The organism is Ruegeria sp. HKCCSA071 (assembly GCF_017872555.1).
Lineage (GTDB): Bacteria > Pseudomonadota > Alphaproteobacteria > Rhodobacterales > Rhodobacteraceae > Ruegeria.
Genome location: NZ_JAEDOX010000004.1, coordinates 141,555 through 157,451 on the forward strand (window position 1 = coordinate 141,555; position 15,897 = coordinate 157,451).

Genomic DNA, 15,897 nt, shown 5'->3' on the forward strand with positions numbered 1-15,897 from the left:
CGCGGCTCGTCCTGCTTGCCGGGTGGGGGGTGTTCCCGTCCGGGATGGTTCCTATGCGAAGAAACAGGCTCGCAGTGCCGTCCGGGATTCAAATGCTCGGACCATCAGGGTTGCGTGCCGATCAAAGCCATCGACTGCGGATACGGCAAATGGTGCAAACCAGGTGAACAATGTCTGCCCGAAGGCGGCTGCGAAAAACTGCCAGAGGGTTCTGATCCTTAGGTTGCTTTGCACCGCGTGGCTTTCTATAAGCGGCCCGATTGTCAGACAGGAGCCCGCCCATGCGTTTCGCCCATCGTCACCTTCTTGGCATCGAGCATCTGTCGCAATCCGATATCACCGAAATTCTCGATCTGGCCGAAACCTATGTCGACATGAACCGCCAGTCGACCAAGCATTCGGATGTGTTGTCGGGGCTCACCCAGATCAACATGTTCTTTGAAAACTCGACCCGAACGCAGGCAAGCTTCGAACTGGCTGGCAAGCGTCTGGGTGCAGATGTGATGAACATGGCGATGCAGGCCAGTTCGATCAATAAGGGCGAGACGTTGATCGACACTGCGCTGACCCTGAACGCGATGCATCCCGACCTTTTGGTGGTGCGTCACCCGCATTCGGGCGCGGTCGATCTGCTGGCGCAAAAGGTCAACTGCGCCGTGTTGAACGCAGGCGACGGGCGGCATGAACATCCGACACAAGCTTTGCTGGACGCGCTGACGATCCGCCGCGCAAAAGGTCGCCTGCACCGTCTGAACATCGCCATTTGCGGCGATGTCGCGCACTCTCGTGTTGCTCGATCCAATTTGATCCTGCTGGGCAAGATGGAAAACCGCATTCGTCTGATCGGCCCGCCCACACTCGTGCCGTCGCAATTCGCCGAGTTCGGGGCCGAGGTATATGACGACATGAACGAAGGCCTCAAAGACGTCGATGTGGTCATGATGCTGCGCCTTCAGAAAGAACGAATGGATGGGGGCTTCATCCCGTCAGAACGCGAATACTACCACCGTTATGGCCTGAACGTGGAAAAGCTGGCGCTGGCCAAGCCCGATGCCATCGTCATGCACCCTGGCCCGATGAACCGGGGGGTTGAGATCGACGGAACCCTGGCTGATGATATCAATCGATCCGTCATACAGGAGCAGGTGGAGATGGGGGTCGCTGTCCGCATGGCCGCCATGGACCTTCTGGCCCGAAACCTGCGCGAGGTTGCATGAGCAATCTGACCGTCGCCCCTCATGAACGCGGCGTCCTGCGCCTGTTCGCGCTGGACATGCGCCCGGAAGAGGCGAAGTTCCTGCGCGAACCGGGGGTTGCCGAACAGGTGCTTGGCGTCGACGGGCTGGACCCCGAGCACATCGACATCTTTCCGGTATCCGACCTCGAAGAACTTGGGCTTTACGGCTATCTGAACGAAGGGTGCGGCGTGTCAGAAGATCAGTTGGACCGTGCCGCGCTGGCGCTGATCGACGGGTGGGTCATGGTTCTGCGCAGCGCGGCGTTCAAAAACCGGGCCACGACCCTTGAACCCGATCCCCGGCTTTACATGATTGGTCTTTTCACGGAAGAGGCGACCAATTGGACCGGCGGAACGATCGAAACAGAAAGCGCCAAGCCTTTCTCAGCCCCGCAAACCGCGCCGGTTGACAACAAACCGCTCCGCATAGGCTCGGCTGTTATGGCATTGGTAGCACTTTTGATCACCGGAGGGATTCTGTGGCTGATCCTGTAGTCTTTGCCCCGGACAAGGGCGCGTATATCCGCACCAATGCATGGCTTGCGGCGGCTGCCATGGCCGGTGCAATGGCTGTGTTGTGGTTGACCGGCAACCCTTATGTCTGGACCGGAGCACCTGCCGGCCTCGCCGCAATTGGCATCCGCGCGTGGTATCTGGCATCGGAAGAACTGGCCGCTAACTGGGAGATGACCGAAACTTTGTTGACCGGTCCCGGCCCACGCAAAGTACCGCTGAATCAGGTCGAGGCGGTCAAAACCATGGGCAGTTTCGTACAAGTCGTTACCAAGGGCGGCGACAAACACCTGATCAAGTATCAGGCCGATCCCGCCGCCACGAAGGCTGCCATCGAAAGGGCTGTTGGATGACTGGTGAGTGGTGGCGGGAAAAAATACCAGAGGGTGAGGAGGTATTATGGTATCAGCGCCCGGAGCAAGGGTTTTTCCCTTTGCGATATGGTTGGTTCTACAAGATAGCAGCCGGTCTGATTGCATTGATTTGGCTGGCAAGCCCTTGGATGATTGAGACGGCTGGAGATTTTTGGAAGATTTTTGTCTGTTCGGTTGGATTTGTCTTCTTCGTTTGGGCTGATCGATTCAATCGCGCACAACGTGTCTATGTTGTGACCTCGCAAAAAGCGTGGGAGATAAACAAAGACCTGAAGTCGAAATATCTGAAAATCGACCGATTTCTGAACTTCTCTTGCCACCGACGACGAGTGACTTTTGACCGCCACCCGTTTTTTTCGTTCGATCATCTATCTGACCCGGATGCCGCATTGATGGCGCTGAAGCAAGCCCGAGAGACCGCACAATGACTTCTGTTCTTTTCACCAACGCACGCCTGATCGATCCCGAAGCCGGAACAGAGTCTACTGGCTGGTTGCAGGTGAACGATGGCCGGATTAGCGCCCGAGGCGAAGGAAGCGCGCCGAGTACTGAGGGGCATATCGTAGATTGCAACGGCAAGTGCCTCGCCCCTGGCATCATCGATATTGGCGTCAAGGTCTGTGAACCCGGTGAACGTCATAAGGAAAGCTATCGGTCAGCAGGACTTGCTGCCGCGGCTGGTGGTGTCACGACGATTGTCACCCGACCGGATACTCTGCCAGCAGTCGACACACCGGAAACGCTGGAATTCGCGACACGCCGGGCGCAGGCCGATGCGCCAGTCAATGTTCTGCCGATGGCTGCCCTGACCAAAGGACGCGAAGGGCGCGAGATGACTGAAATCGGGTTTCTGATGGACGCGGGCGCGATCGCCTTCACCGATTGCGATCACGTCATCACCAATACCAAGGTGTTTTCCCGCGCCCTGACCTATGCGAAGTCCTGTGGCGCGCTTGTGATAGCCCACCCGCAAGAACCAGGGCTGAGCGCCGGGGCCGCAGCGACCAGCGGCAAGTTTGCGGCATTGCGCGGCCTGCCTGCGGTTTCGCCAATGGCGGAACGAATGGGGCTGGACCGCGACATTGCCCTGCTGGAGATGACCGGCGCCGCCTATCACGCCGACCAGATCACCACGGCCCGGGCGCTGCCTGCACTGGAGCGCGCCAAGCGCAATGGGCTGGACATAACCGCAGGGACGTCGATCCACCACCTGACGTTGAACGAGCTTGACGTGGCCGACTATCGCACCTTCTTCAAGGTCAAGCCGCCGCTGCGATCAGAAGATGACAGGCAGGCGGTTATCGAAGCCGTTCGCACCGGGCTGATCGATATCATCAGCTCGATGCACACCCCTCAGGACGAAGAAAGCAAACGCCTGCCGTTTGAAGAAGCGGCCTCGGGTGCAGTCGCGCTGGAAACGCTTCTGCCCGCGGCTTTGCGTCTGTATCACGCAGGCCAGCTGGACCTGCCGACGCTGTTTCGGGCCATGGCCCTTAACCCGGCCAAACGGCTAGGACTGGACAGCGGTCGCCTGTCGCAAGGCGCGCCAGCGGATCTGGTTCTGTTCGACCCGGATGTGCCTTTTGTGCTTGATCGGTTTGCACTAAAATCGAAATCTCAGAACACTCCATTTGACGGCCAGCGGATGCAAGGTAAGGTCATTTCGACCTATGTAGCAGGTAATGAAGTGTTCCGGAGACCCTGATGCCCCCAATCGACAACTCAACTAGCGAACTGCTCCAATGGGCGGTGGTTGGATATCTGATGGGCTCTATTCCCTTCGGCCTGTTGCTGGCCAAGTTCATGGGGTTGGGAAATCTGCGCGAGATCGGTTCCGGCAATATCGGAGCAACCAACGTTCTGCGTACCGGCAACAAGACCGCTGCGGCGCTGACCCTGCTGTTTGACGCAGGCAAGGGCGCGGCAGCCGTTCTGATTGCGCGTGCCTATGCGGGTGAAGATGCGGCCCAGGTTGCTGCACTTTTGGCGTTTCTGGGCCATTGCTTTCCGGTTTGGCTGGGCTTCAAGGGCGGCAAGGGCGTGGCGACCTTCCTGGGGCTTTGGCTGGCACTGGACTGGCGCGTCGGTGTTGCCTGCTGCCTTACCTGGCTGGTCGCGGCGGCAATCTGGCGGATATCCTCGGTTGGTGCACTGGCAGCCGCTGCGCTTTCCACAACCTGGGTGCTGTTGCTGACAAACGGGACTACATTTATCCTTGGGATAATTCTGACACTTCTTGTCTACTGGCGGCACAGCTCGAACGTTGCGCGGATCAAGGCCGGAACGGAACCCAGAATCGGAAAGCCGTGACCGCATCAGGCGCATTTCTGTCTGCGCTTTTTGCACTGCCCTTGGGCAGTTTCACCGGAACCTCCGGCGGTCGGCGCTATGTTGTTGTGCGTCAACTAATGGCGGGTGGTAAATCCCACAAGCTGGTCGCGCACGAGCTAGGCGGAACCGACTATATCAGCCTGAACCTGTATCAGACCATGGGAAGCGGCGCGTTGCTGCGACCCTGTGAAATGCCCGCAAACAAAGTCATCGCATTTGTTCTGAACTTAAGGCCGGATGCCTGAGGTGGCTCGGCAAAAAAGAACAGTGGCTCTATCACCTGCGCACAATCACAAATCATTGTTTTGAACGTGATCAGCCCGCTTCCCAGATCGCTATCGTGACGGTCAATTACGGGCCACACAGGACAACAATCTGGGTCTTACGGCGGCAATTATTGCGGTGCTGAACGGGCTCATTTCACGAAAGGTGAAACAATGAACAAGTTTAAATCTCTGATCAGTGGCGTGGCACTGTCTGTCACTTTGGCAACCTCCGCACTGGCGGCTGGCGTCGAAATCAACGCAAGCTCGACCGGTCTGGCCATGCAGGGTTATGATCCGGTGGCGTACTTCACCGCTGGCGAAGCGACAAAAGGCGATTACCGCATTACTGCGTTGCATGACGAAGCACTGTACCGTTTCTCGTCGGAAGAAAACAAAGCTGCCTTTGAAGCCAACCCCGAAGCGTACCTGCCTGCATATGGCGGCTATTGTGCCTTCGGCGCGGCCATGGGCTTTAAATTCGACGGCGACCCGAACCACTGGAAGATCGTTCACAACAAGCTGTATCTGAACCTGTCCAAAGACATTCAGGAGCGCTGGGAAGGCGACATCCCGGGTTTCATCGAAAGCGCGAGCGCAAACTGGGAAACGATTGCTGAAAAATCCCCGGCAGAGCTGCAATCGCAGTAAAACCTGATTTTTTTCAGGCACAGCGGCGGCGGGTTTTCCGCCGCCGTATGTCATTGAAGACCTCTTGTCCCTCCCATCCGGCGGATCAAGCATCCCAATTCAAAGGGCAATGGCGTTTCAGTACCGCGTTACAGGTCCAGAATTGTGCTGCCGGTCGTTTGCCGCGCCTCAAGCGCGCGATGCGCATCAGCAACCTGATCCAAGGCAAAGCGCTGATCGACATGGATTTTGACCTCACCCCCCTCGACTTTGCCAAACAGGCGACGCGACATTGCCTGACACACCGCATGGTCCGCGATATGTGTAAACAACGTGGGCCGGGTGATCTTGAGCGAACCTTTCTGGCCCAGAACTCCAAGGTTGAACGGTGGAACCGGGCCCGAGGCGTTGCCGAAGGAAATCATCATGCCCAGCGGTTTCAGGCAATCCAGTGATCCTTCGAATGTGTCCGCCCCGACCGAGTCCATCACCACGTCTACGCCTTGACCCTTTGTAATCTCAGCCACGCGTTCGGCGAAATTCTCGGACCTGTAATTGATGCAATGCGCGGCCCCGTTAAACCGGGCAAGGCTGCATTTTTCGTCACTCCCCGCCGTTCCGATCAAGGTGATGCCTTCGGATTTAGCCCATTGACATGCAATCAACCCGACCCCGCCAGCTGCCGCGTGGAACAGGACCGTATCGCCCCGTTTCAATGGTGTGGTCCGGTGAAAAAGGTACTCAACCGTCAGACCTTTCAGCATCATCGCTGCGCCGGCTTCGAATGTGATGCCATCCGGCAGCGGGCAAACCTGCGCAGCGGGCATCACGCGCGCCTCGCAATATGCACCGGGCGGTGCTGCGGCGTAAGCGGCCCGCTGCCCCGGTTGAAGGTGGGTCACCCCTTCCCCAACCGCTTCAACGGTTCCCGCCGCTTCCATGCCTAAAGCATGTGGAAGATCAAGGGGATACAGGCCGGTGCGTTGATATACGTCGATGAAGTTCAACCCGCAGGCCTGATGCCGAATACGTATCTCACCCGGACCGGGGTCGCCCACTGGCCTGTCTTCGATCCGCAGAACCTCAGGCCCACCAAATTCATGAATCACAACCGTTTTCGCTGTTTGCTGCATCCTGATCTCCTCTTGCCTGCCATCAAGCTAACATGACTGTGACACAGGGCAATCCGTCCGATGCCGGAGTATTGATCCAGATTTCGCAAATTTATGTTATACTGAGGTATGGCGTTGCCGGTTGGACCGGCCACGGGCAACTGAATGCCGGATCCGTTCCGCGGCGCAAGTCTCGCCAGGGAAGGGTGAAGAAATGGCTAAGACAATCGGAAATCCGATCAGCTGGGCAGCCCAGGCTCTGGGCGCCACAAGTGACCACGTCACCGAAAGCGTCTCGCAACTTGGCAGTGCAGATCCAACGCAAGTGCCAATGGTGCAGACCTTGACCCTGCAAGACTTACGGGCCTGCCTGAGGGCGGGGTATCAGGATTTTCTCGAAACTCGTGCGGATGTCGTATTCATTGTCCTGGTTTATCCGATCGCCGGGCTTTTGATTTTCGGCTTTGCCCTGAATGCCAATCTGGTTCCGCTTCTGGCCCCTCTGGTCGCAGGCTTTGCGCTGATCGGGCCTGTTGCGGCCGTGGGCCTCTATGAAATCAGCCGTAAGCGTGAACAGGGCAGCGAGGTTCACTGGCTGGACGCATTTGGTGTATTCCGCTCGCCGTCATTTGGAGCAATTCTCGTTTTGGGGTTTTACCTTGTGATGCTGCTGCTGCTTTGGCTGATGGTTGCGCAAAGCATTCACACCTACACGATGGGCCCCGAGGTTCCTGCGTCGCTCAGCGCATTTGCCACGCAGGTGTTTACGACCTCTGCAGGCTGGACGATGGTCATTGTCGGAACCGCAGTTGGGTTTGTTTTTGCCCTTTGCGCTTTGGCGATTAGCGTCGTCAGTTTTCCCTTGCTGCTGGACCGCAAAGTGGGCCTGCCGGTTGCCGTTGTGACATCGTTCAGGGTGCTGCGTCACAACCCCGCAGTCATTCTCACCTGGGGATTCATCGTGGCAGTGCTATTGTTTCTGGGGGCTTTGCCACTGCTGCTGGGTCTTATCGTGGTGATGCCCGTTCTGGGTCATGCCACGTGGCATCTGTATCGCCGCGCCGTTGCGTGAACGCGCGGGACACGCCCGCGCATTCTAAACTCAACCCGCGATCTTCAGAACAATCTTGCCAATATGGCCCGAGCTTTCCATGCGCGCGTGGGCTGCGGCGGCCTCGGTCAGATCAAACTCGCTGTCCATCACGGGCGCAACTTTTCCAGCATCCAACAGAGGCCAGACAGCTTCGCGCAGGTCCTGCGCGATTTGCGCCTTGGCCAGATCACTTTGTGGGCGCAAGGTGCTGCCGGTCAGGGTCAGGCGCTTGACCATCATCAGAGCAAAGTTCAGCTCGACCACAGGCCCTTGCAGAAACGCGATTTGCACCAGCCGCCCATCTTCGGCCAGGGCCTTGACGTTGCGGGGGATGTAATCACCGCCGACCATATCAAGGATCAGGTTTGCCCCACCTTCGGCGCGCATGGCTGCTACGAAATCCTCGTCGCGATAGTTGATCGCCTTTTCCGCACCCAGCTTGACGCAAGCTTGACATTTTTCATCCGACCCTGCGGTGGCAAAAACGCGGGCGCCAAAGGCATTGGCCAGTTGGATGGCCGTCGTACCAATCCCACTGGACCCACCGTGAACCAAAAAGCGTTCACCTGCCTTCAACCCGCCACGCATGAACACGTTGGACCAGACTGTAAAGAATGTCTCGGGCAGACACGCTGCCTCTTTCATTCCCATACCTGCAGGCACTGGCAAACAATGGGCCGCTGGGGTCGAAACGTATTCCGCATATCCTCCGCCCGGCAGCAGTGCGCAGACCTGATCGCCGACAGACAGTCCTTCGACCCCCGCACCGACCGAGACCACTTCGCCCGAAGCCTCAAGCCCCGGCAGGTCGCTGGCACCCGGCGGCGGATCGTACGCGCCCGCGCGTTGCAAAGCGTCAGGGCGGTTCACCCCGGCATAGGCCACTTTCAATACAACCTGTCCGGCCCCCGGCTTAGGGAAAGGGCGTTCGGTCAGCTGCAATACATCGGGACCACCCGGTTGAGTGATCTCAACAGCACGCATCATCTGGGTCATAGGCACCTCCTTTGCCCAATGCCTAACAGGCATCAGAGGCAAGGCCCAGCATCAAGACGTGTTACTTTCGGGGGTTCAACACTCCAGGCAGATCACCCTGCATCTTGGACGGCGCCCTCACCTGACCCGCCAGCCAGTTCGGAACTGCAAGAAAGGGTTTCAACACCGGGTTGTCACGCACCTGAGCCTTGAGCTTTTCGAACTCCATGACATTTGCGATCCGGCGATCCAGAAACTCCCAGGTGCGCTGATGGTCCGGGCTGTCATCGCCCAGCCAGAACAGCAAGGTCGAGGAATAGACCCCCGACAAAGTTGCCCGTTTGGTGTACCAGTTCACATCGTCCGATGTATCGCCCAGCGCGTCCCAGATCAGGTCACAGGTCTGCCATAAGGCCTTGGCCCCATCGGCCGCATATGCTGGCAGGGAAAACAGCGTCATGCCCCGGCGCACCAGCTCTTTGTCTTCAACGGCCTGCAACCGGAACCGGACCGCGGCGGCAATCTTGTCGCGAAATTTTAGCCCGCTCATGTCCTCGGACCTGAGGCGGTCCAGCATCACCTGATCGCCGCGCGCATGAAAGGCCAGTGCCAGATCAACCGCCCCGCGCGGGCAGATTGCACGTGCCAAACTGTCATCCAGCCCACAATCGGAAACCGAGGCGCGAAAGCTTGTTTCCGACCAGCCGTCGAAAGGAACATGGTTCAGCATCGCGTCCAAAAGCTGCCGTTTTGCATCTTCATATGTGGTGGTCATGACGGTTCTCCGGTTGTCAGGCCCAGTACTAGACAAGTTAGGGCGGCTTTGCTATACGGCCAACTCCTGCAATTTCCTTGCAACTCTATCTAGAAAGGTGGTGACAACCACATGCAGGTTAGTGTTCGCGACAATAACGTCGATCAGGCGCTTCGTGCCCTGAAGAAAAAGCTGCAGCGCGAAGGCGTGTTCCGTGAAATGAAGCTTAAGCAACATTTCGAGAAACCGTCCGAGAAGAAAGCGCGCGAGAAAGCTGAAGCGATTCGCCGTGCCCGTAAACTGGCGCGCAAGAAAGCCCAGCGCGAAGGTCTGCTTTAAGATCTTTGATTTCGTCCAGCTTTGGATGACACTATTTGACGACCCCCGAGGCATCGCCCGGGGGTTTGTCGTTTCAGGGCTCGGATACAATCCGCCGACTCGTGGTTCAGGTTGTGCGGCAAGCTGCCATTTCCGTACAGGCAGTGTTTTGCCCGGCGCTTTGCAGCGCAGCGAATCTCGTTCCGGTAGCATCGGGCCGCCAAAACTCGCCTGAATTGCGCTGCCCTCTATCACCCCCGACTTCCCCGCCTCTAAGTGAGCCTGTCCGCAAGGACACAAACACAAACGGAGGCAAATATGTCGACTGCAAGTACATACGAACGCGAGATGCTGGCGCTGATAAACCAAGAGCGCACATCCCGCGGTCTCAACCCGCTGCAACTTGAAACGCAGCTGAACGACTCGTCCGAAGATCACAGCACCTGGATGCTGAATACAGACACCTTCAGCCACACCGGTTCAGGCGGTTCCAGCGCAACCCAGCGGATGCAAAACGCGGGGTTCGATCTTGAAGGAAGCTGGCGCACCGGGGAAAACATCGCATGGCAATCCGAACGCGGCGCGCCGGGTATCAGCGACGATGTCGTCCAGTTGCATCAAAACCTGATGAACAGTCCGGGTCACCGCGCCAATATCCTGAACCCGGATTTCAAGTATGTCGGGATCGGGATCGAAACCGGTAACATGCAGGGCTTCGATGCGGTGATGGTCACGCAAAACTTCGCCGCAACCGACGCGGCTGTCATGCTGGACAACGGCAATACAAACGCCCCGCCCGTTCCCCCGACAACACCGGACGAGGTTGCCGAGCCCGAGGAACCGGAAACCGAAACCCCAGATACTGACGTCACCGAGACCGAAGAGCCCGGAACTGAGACCCCAGAAACCGGGGAACCGACGCCCGAGACACCTGACACCGATGTCACAGAGACGGAAGAGCCGGACCCAGAAACGCCCGATACCGACGTCACTGAGACTGAAGACCCGGAACCTGAAACCCCCGGCACTGAGGAACCAACACCCGAGACACCGGACACTGACGTCACCGAGACGGAAGAACCGGAACCTGAAGCGCCGGATACTGACGTCACCGAAACCGAGGACCCGCAACCTGAAACGCCCGATACCGAAGTCGTCGATGATAGTGAGCCGGAAGCCTTCTGCTTCGATGTTCAGGCCTTCCTGGATGAAATCGCCAGCTTCCTTGAAAACCTGCAAGCGCAGTTTGACGAGTTTGATTGGCGCGACGACATGAATGACGGCACTGATGTGGCAGGCAATAATGACGACGTCGATATCATGCCAGCCATAGATACCACTCCGGAGACCGAGATTGAGCCTGTCGACACCCAAACAGCCGAAGACGATGGCTGCGATGTCTTCATAATCAATATCTTCACCCATGACTGCATGATGGATGCAGCCTGATCACTTGAAATTGTGCGAGGTCGGCCCTGCCGGCCTCGCATGCGTTGCTCAGTAAATCTTTGGAACGTAAAGCTCGTCTGGCAATACCCGCCGCTCGTATTCAGGATTGTACCGCCGGTCCGGCAAATTGACCTTTTCCTGTGGCACGTCTTCGTAGGGGATTCTGGTCAACAGATGCTCAATACAATTCAGACGTTCGCGTTTCTTGTCATTGCCCTCAACGATATACCACGGCGCTTCGGGTATGTTGGTGCGGAACAACATGTCTTCCTTGGCCTTCGTGTACGCCTCCCAGCGAATACGGGATTCAAGATCCATCGGTGACAGTTTCCACTGTTTCATCGGGTCGTGAATACGCATGAGGAACCGCAATTGCTGCTCTTCATCCGTGATCGAAAACCAGTATTTCAGCAGAATGATCCCTGACCGCACCAGCATCCGTTCAAATTCGGGAACGTCCTGAAAGAACTGTTCGACCTGATCCTCGGACGCAAAGCCCATCACCCGTTCAACCCCCGCCCGGTTGTACCACGAGCGGTCGAACAAGACGATTTCACCCGCGGCAGGCAGATGCGGCACGTAGCGTTGAAAGTACCATTGGCTTTGCTCGCGGCGACTGGGCGCTGGCAGAGCAACCACACGGGCGACACGGGGGTTCAGACGCTGCGTGATCCGTTTGATCACGCCTCCCTTGCCTGCACTGTCACGGCCTTCAAACAGGATACAAACCTTGGCACCAGTGTGCTGAACCCAATCCTGCACCTTGATCAACTCGGCCTGCAACCGCAGCAGGTTTCGGAAATAGACTTTGCGATCCAGCATTTCAGGGTGCTGGTCCCGATAGATTTTGCGGACTTCCATCGACAGCATAGGCTCGCTGAACTCGATCTCGAAATCTTCGTCCAGCGTGTCTTCCAATTCGGCCTCAAGCCAGTTCTTGGTGCCCCCATCGTTTTCGTAAGCCAAGATCAGCTCCTTCTCAGTCTTCGGGTTCGAACCATATCGGGTCTGTGTAACCGCCTGATGTCATCAGATAAATTGAAGCCGATCCGTTGCAGCAGTCTCTATCGGAAATCAGGGTCTGGACGGGTATATGGTCTTTTACCCGAATGTGTACGTCTGGCCCAAAGGATACAAGCACAAGAATTGTCACAAGGCGTCAGTCGCGTGCTTTCAGGTTGCTTGCATTGCCTTGTTTTTGTGCGGCATGACTGGGTCCACAATTTAGACGAGAGCGCCGTGACTTTCTTCTTTTCGACATTGCCGGTCACCTGGCCCTGGCTGATCCTGATCACAGCGCAAGTCGCGGCCATGGTGCGACGAACCGGACTTGCGATTGCCCTACTGGTTCTGTTCGTCAGCGTCGCCTCGGTTAACGGGCTGATGTCACCGACAGCAATCGTGGCGGTGGCGCTTGGTCTGATCGTGGCCTTCTTCCTGCCACGCCAGAATGGTCTGCTCGCCATCGCGGGGCATACTCTGTTGATCCTGTGGTGCCTGGCATTGGGGGCGCATCTGTTGCCAGGGTTCAACAATTTGAAACTGCTGGATCAAGTGCAGGCAAGTGTCTCCAGCGCAAGTTTCACACTGCATCTGAACTTGGACAAACCCATGGTCTTCTTTGCCGTTCTTCTTGCTTGGCCCGGAATGCTGAACAGCGCAATCCAGACCAGAATAAGGCCTTTGTCAGCGGGTTTGATGATTTTGCCCGGCCTGTTTCTGCTGGGTCTATCGCTGGGCGCGGTGCGCATGGACCTCTCAGCCCCTAATTGGTGGCTGGTTTTTTGCCTGTCCAACTTGTTTCTGACTTGTCTTACGGAAGAGGCGTTCTTTCGCGGCTACTTGCAATCTGCCATAACCTCGCGCCTTGGGGTAACAGGCGGTCTGGTCGCCGCCAGCCTGCTGTTTGGATTGGCGCATATCAGCGGAGGACCCGCGCTTGTGGGCTTTGCATCCCTTCTCGGGCTGGGGTGCGGGTTGGGATATTATGCAACTGGTCGGCTCTGGGTGCCTGTTGCGATGCATTTCGGGTTCAATCTGACCCACCTGCTGCTGTTCACCTATCCCGGCCCGGTATGACTGTCAGACCGGCAAGGCCGTGGTCTTGAACACGGTACGCAAAGCAAATGAACTTTGCATCTGCGCCACCCCCGGCAAGCGCGACAGGTATTGCCGGTGGATGCGCGCGAAATCTTCTGTGTTTTCAGCCACGACCTTCAGAATGTAGTCTGCGGTGCCGGCCATCAGGTGACACTCCAGCACATCCGGTATTCGGGCCACCGCCTTTTCGAAAACATCCAGAACCTCTTCGGCCTGACCTTGTAACGTGATCTCGACAAAGACGGTGGTAGGCACGTTCATTTTCCGCGCGTCCAGAAGAGCCACGTAGTTGCGGATATAGCCGTCAACCTCCAACCGTTGAACGCGGCGGTGGCACGCAGACGGAGACAGGTTGACCTGTTCAGACAGTTCCGAATTCGACATCCGGCCATTCTTTTGAAGTGCGGCCAGAATCTTTCGATCAGTCGTGTCCAGGCTCATTCCTGCAATTCCTTTGCGAGTTTTTCGAATAGTACGGGAAATTCTTCCAAAGAAAAGTCCGTTGGCACGTTTTCTTTCACAGAAATTGCGCGGCAAAATGCACATAATTTAAGCAGCTTGTGAACGGAGAGCCCAATGAAAATCGGTTGCCCCAAGGAAATCAAACCTCAGGAATTTCGCGTCGGGATGACGCCCAATGCCGCTCAGGAAGCGGTCGCACGCGGACACCAAGTCCTGATCGAATCCGGTGCAGGCATCGGCGCAGGTTTCGACAACGACGCCTATGTCGCCGCTGGTGCGCAAATTATTGACACCGCGGAAGAGGTGTTTGCCACCGCTGACATGATCGTCAAGGTCAAGGAACCGCAGGCGGTTGAACGCAAGATGCTGCGTGAAGGACAGTTGCTGTTCACCTATCTGCACCTGGCTCCGGACCCGGATCAGACGCATGACCTGCTGGAGTCGGGCTGTACCGCAATCGCGTATGAGACCGTAACGGATGCCAACGGCGGTCTGCCGCTGCTGGCACCTATGTCCGAGGTCGCGGGTCGTCTGGCCCCTCAGGTCGGATCCTGGACCCTGCAGAAGGCCAATGGCGGCCGTGGGGTTCTGATGGGTGGCGTTCCCGGCGTCGGCCCGGCCAAAGTGGTTGTGATTGGCGGCGGTGTCGTCGGGACACACGCGGCCAAGATTGCCGCCGGAATGGGGGCTGATGTCACCGTTCTGGATCGGTCGCTGCCGCGTCTGCGCTACTTGGACGATGTCTTTGGCGGAACTTTCAAGAACCAGTATTCGACAGCAGGTGCGACCGCAGAACTGATCCAGGACGCCGATATGGTCATCGGTGCTGTTCTGATCCCCGGCGCAGCCGCACCGAAACTGGTGTCGCGTGCTCAGCTGTCGACGATGAAACCCGGCGCAGTACTGGTGGATGTCGCCATCGACCAAGGCGGTTGCTTTGAGACCTCAAAAGCCACCACCCATGCCGATCCGATCTACGATGTCGATGGCATCATGCATTACTGCGTTGCCAACATGCCGGGCGCTGTCGCGCGCACTTCGACCATCGCACTGGGCAATGCCACAATGCCGTTCATGTTGTCGTTGGCCGACAAAGGATGGAAACAGGCATGTCAGGACGATCCGCACCTGATGGAAGGCCTGAACGTTCATGCTGGCAAACTGACATACTATGCCGTTGGCAAGGCCCTTGGCATCGACGTTGTTTCGCCAAATGTGGTGGTCAAATCGTAAGTACCTCCACTCCTGAAGTTGCCTGTTGATGGCAATTTTCAAGATGGCGCGGTCGGTATCGAACCGACGGCTTTCACAAAAAAGGGCACCGCGTTTCTGCGCGGTGCCCTTTTCAATACGCGGAAGGGATGAATGCTCGCCCAAACAATGAGCGCCAGCTGTCACCCCTGTTTTTGAATTTCGACCGAATGCGGATACGGAATCGAAACACCTTTGGCGTCAAACGCCTCTTTAACCGCCTTCGTAAGCTCGAACTTGACGTCCCAGTAATCGGCTACGGCACACCATAGCCGCGCAGTCAGATCGACCGAGCTGTCACCCAGATTCGTGACCCGAACCCAGGGTTCAGGGTCGCTGTGAATGCGCTGGTCGGCCTTGGCCACATCCAGAATGATCTGCATGGCGGTATCTGCGCTGTCCGCATAATCAATTCCAAACACCAGATCGACACGTCGTGTGTCATGGGCTGAAAAATTGGTGATGATCGACCCCCACGCCTGACCGTTTGGAACAATGATCTGCACGTTGTCGGGGGTTACAAGCTCGGTCGTGAACAGGCTCAGGTCCATAACGGTTCCTGCCGTGCCACCGATATCCACATACTGTCCCAGCTTGTAGGGCCGGAAAACCACCAACATTACACCGGCCGCAAGATCACTCAGCGTACCCTGCAGTGCCAACCCGACAGCCAGAGAGGCAGCACCCAGAATGGCGACGATACTGGTGGCTTCTATCCCGAAGATCCCCAGAACGGCGACCAGAACAATTGCCAAAATCGCCCACTTGATCACGCTGGCGGCAAAATTCCCAAGAGTCGGGTCGATCTGCGGTGTTTTGTTGATCCGGCGGCGTACAACACCCGCGATCGTTCGGGCGGCGATCCAACCCAAAACAAGAACGATCAGTGCCTTCGCTGCATTCAAGGCAATGGGCAAGTATTGATTGGCCATACCAATCGCCTGCTCAGCCAAGTCGGCGGTTTGTTCCATTTCGAATTTCCTCGTGTTTTCTGTTCGTCAATTCTAATAAAACAAGCTCCGCGATTGGTGCGGA

At 57.1% G+C, this 15,897-nt stretch carries 19 protein-coding genes; 13 read left to right on the forward strand and 6 right to left on the reverse strand.

Annotated features, from left to right (window positions below; genetic code table 11):
- Nucleotides 1–281 precede the first annotated feature (281 nt).
- The 8 genes from I9188_RS11625 (at nucleotide 282) to I9188_RS11660 (ending at nucleotide 5,369) form a co-directional block, all read left to right on the forward strand.
- A complete protein-coding gene (locus tag I9188_RS11625; protein WP_209506626.1) occupies nucleotides 282–1,217 on the forward strand; it encodes an aspartate carbamoyltransferase catalytic subunit in 936 nt (311 codons plus the stop codon).
- On the forward strand, nucleotides 1,214–1,732 hold the full coding sequence (locus tag I9188_RS11630) for a hypothetical protein (RefSeq protein ID WP_209506627.1): 519 nt from the start codon (nucleotides 1,214–1,216) through the stop codon (nucleotides 1,730–1,732). The genes I9188_RS11625 and I9188_RS11630 overlap by 4 nt, the downstream gene beginning before the upstream one ends.
- Complete coding sequence (locus I9188_RS11635; RefSeq protein WP_209506628.1) at nucleotides 1,717–2,103, forward strand: hypothetical protein; 387 nt, start codon at nucleotides 1,717–1,719, stop codon at nucleotides 2,101–2,103. Before I9188_RS11630 ends, I9188_RS11635 begins: the two co-directional genes overlap by 16 nt.
- A complete protein-coding gene (locus tag I9188_RS11640; protein ID WP_209506629.1) occupies nucleotides 2,100–2,552 on the forward strand; it encodes a hypothetical protein in 453 nt (150 codons plus the stop codon). Before I9188_RS11635 ends, I9188_RS11640 begins: the two co-directional genes overlap by 4 nt.
- Nucleotides 2,549–3,829: a dihydroorotase gene (pyrC, locus tag I9188_RS11645; protein ID WP_209506630.1), complete on the forward strand. Its 1,281-nt coding sequence runs from the start codon at nucleotides 2,549–2,551 to the stop codon at nucleotides 3,827–3,829. Before I9188_RS11640 ends, pyrC begins: the two co-directional genes overlap by 4 nt.
- A complete protein-coding gene (plsY, locus tag I9188_RS11650) occupies nucleotides 3,829–4,434 on the forward strand; it encodes a glycerol-3-phosphate 1-O-acyltransferase PlsY (RefSeq protein WP_209506631.1) in 606 nt (201 codons plus the stop codon). The genes pyrC and plsY overlap by 1 nt, the downstream gene beginning before the upstream one ends.
- Complete coding sequence (locus I9188_RS11655; protein ID WP_209506632.1) at nucleotides 4,431–4,700, forward strand: hypothetical protein; 270 nt, start codon at nucleotides 4,431–4,433, stop codon at nucleotides 4,698–4,700. The genes plsY and I9188_RS11655 overlap by 4 nt, the downstream gene beginning before the upstream one ends.
- Nucleotides 4,701–4,892: 192 nt before the next feature.
- Nucleotides 4,893–5,369: a YHS domain-containing (seleno)protein gene (locus I9188_RS11660; protein ID WP_209506633.1), complete on the forward strand. Its 477-nt coding sequence runs from the start codon at nucleotides 4,893–4,895 to the stop codon at nucleotides 5,367–5,369.
- 128 nt (nucleotides 5,370–5,497) lie between these two features.
- Here the strand turns inward: I9188_RS11660 and I9188_RS11665 are convergent, their stop codons facing one another.
- A complete protein-coding gene (locus tag I9188_RS11665; protein ID WP_209506634.1) occupies nucleotides 5,498–6,481 on the reverse strand; it encodes a quinone oxidoreductase in 984 nt (327 codons plus the stop codon).
- A 193-nt stretch (nucleotides 6,482–6,674) separates the two neighbouring features.
- On the opposite strand from I9188_RS11665, the gene I9188_RS11670 reads away from it, so the two are divergent.
- Complete coding sequence (locus tag I9188_RS11670; RefSeq protein WP_209506635.1) at nucleotides 6,675–7,532, forward strand: DUF2189 domain-containing protein; 858 nt, start codon at nucleotides 6,675–6,677, stop codon at nucleotides 7,530–7,532.
- A 30-nt stretch (nucleotides 7,533–7,562) separates the two neighbouring features.
- Here I9188_RS11670 and I9188_RS11675 read toward each other — a convergent pair whose 3' ends face one another.
- Both I9188_RS11675 and I9188_RS11680 read right to left on the reverse strand, forming a co-directional pair.
- The gene (locus tag I9188_RS11675; RefSeq protein WP_209506636.1) at nucleotides 7,563–8,549 is read right to left on the reverse strand and encodes an NAD(P)H-quinone oxidoreductase; all 987 of its coding nucleotides are present in this window, start codon (nucleotides 8,547–8,549) and stop codon (nucleotides 7,563–7,565) included.
- 61 nt (nucleotides 8,550–8,610) lie between these two features.
- Complete coding sequence (locus I9188_RS11680) at nucleotides 8,611–9,303, reverse strand: COQ9 family protein (RefSeq protein WP_209506637.1); 693 nt, start codon at nucleotides 9,301–9,303, stop codon at nucleotides 8,611–8,613.
- Nucleotides 9,304–9,414: 111 nt separating this feature from the next.
- Here I9188_RS11680 and rpsU point away from each other — a divergent pair, with 111 nt between their 5' ends.
- On the forward strand, nucleotides 9,415–9,621 hold the full coding sequence (gene rpsU, locus I9188_RS11685) for a 30S ribosomal protein S21 (RefSeq protein WP_005614280.1): 207 nt from the start codon (nucleotides 9,415–9,417) through the stop codon (nucleotides 9,619–9,621).
- 297 nt (nucleotides 9,622–9,918) lie between these two features.
- Entirely contained in the window at nucleotides 9,919–11,049 is a 1,131-nt protein-coding gene (locus tag I9188_RS11690; protein ID WP_209506638.1) for a CAP domain-containing protein, read from the forward strand.
- Between the two features lie 48 nt (nucleotides 11,050–11,097).
- On the opposite strand, the gene ppk2 is transcribed toward I9188_RS11690, so the two are convergent.
- Nucleotides 11,098–12,015: a polyphosphate kinase 2 gene (ppk2, locus tag I9188_RS11695; protein ID WP_209506639.1), complete on the reverse strand. Its 918-nt coding sequence runs from the start codon at nucleotides 12,013–12,015 to the stop codon at nucleotides 11,098–11,100.
- 273 nt (nucleotides 12,016–12,288) lie between these two features.
- Between ppk2 and I9188_RS20450 the strand changes: the two genes are divergently transcribed.
- Complete coding sequence (locus tag I9188_RS20450; RefSeq protein WP_209506640.1) at nucleotides 12,289–13,128, forward strand: CPBP family intramembrane glutamic endopeptidase; 840 nt, start codon at nucleotides 12,289–12,291, stop codon at nucleotides 13,126–13,128.
- Nucleotides 13,129–13,131: 3 nt separating this feature from the next.
- Here I9188_RS20450 and I9188_RS11705 read toward each other — a convergent pair whose 3' ends face one another.
- Entirely contained in the window at nucleotides 13,132–13,590 is a 459-nt protein-coding gene (locus tag I9188_RS11705; protein WP_209506641.1) for an Lrp/AsnC family transcriptional regulator, read from the reverse strand.
- Between the two features lie 135 nt (nucleotides 13,591–13,725).
- Between I9188_RS11705 and ald the strand changes: the two genes are divergently transcribed.
- Complete coding sequence (ald, locus tag I9188_RS11710) at nucleotides 13,726–14,844, forward strand: alanine dehydrogenase (RefSeq protein WP_209506642.1); 1,119 nt, start codon at nucleotides 13,726–13,728, stop codon at nucleotides 14,842–14,844.
- A 161-nt stretch (nucleotides 14,845–15,005) separates the two neighbouring features.
- On the opposite strand, the gene I9188_RS11715 is transcribed toward ald, so the two are convergent.
- Nucleotides 15,006–15,833: a mechanosensitive ion channel domain-containing protein gene (locus I9188_RS11715; protein ID WP_245220586.1), complete on the reverse strand. Its 828-nt coding sequence runs from the start codon at nucleotides 15,831–15,833 to the stop codon at nucleotides 15,006–15,008.
- Nucleotides 15,834–15,897: the final 64 nt, after the last annotated feature.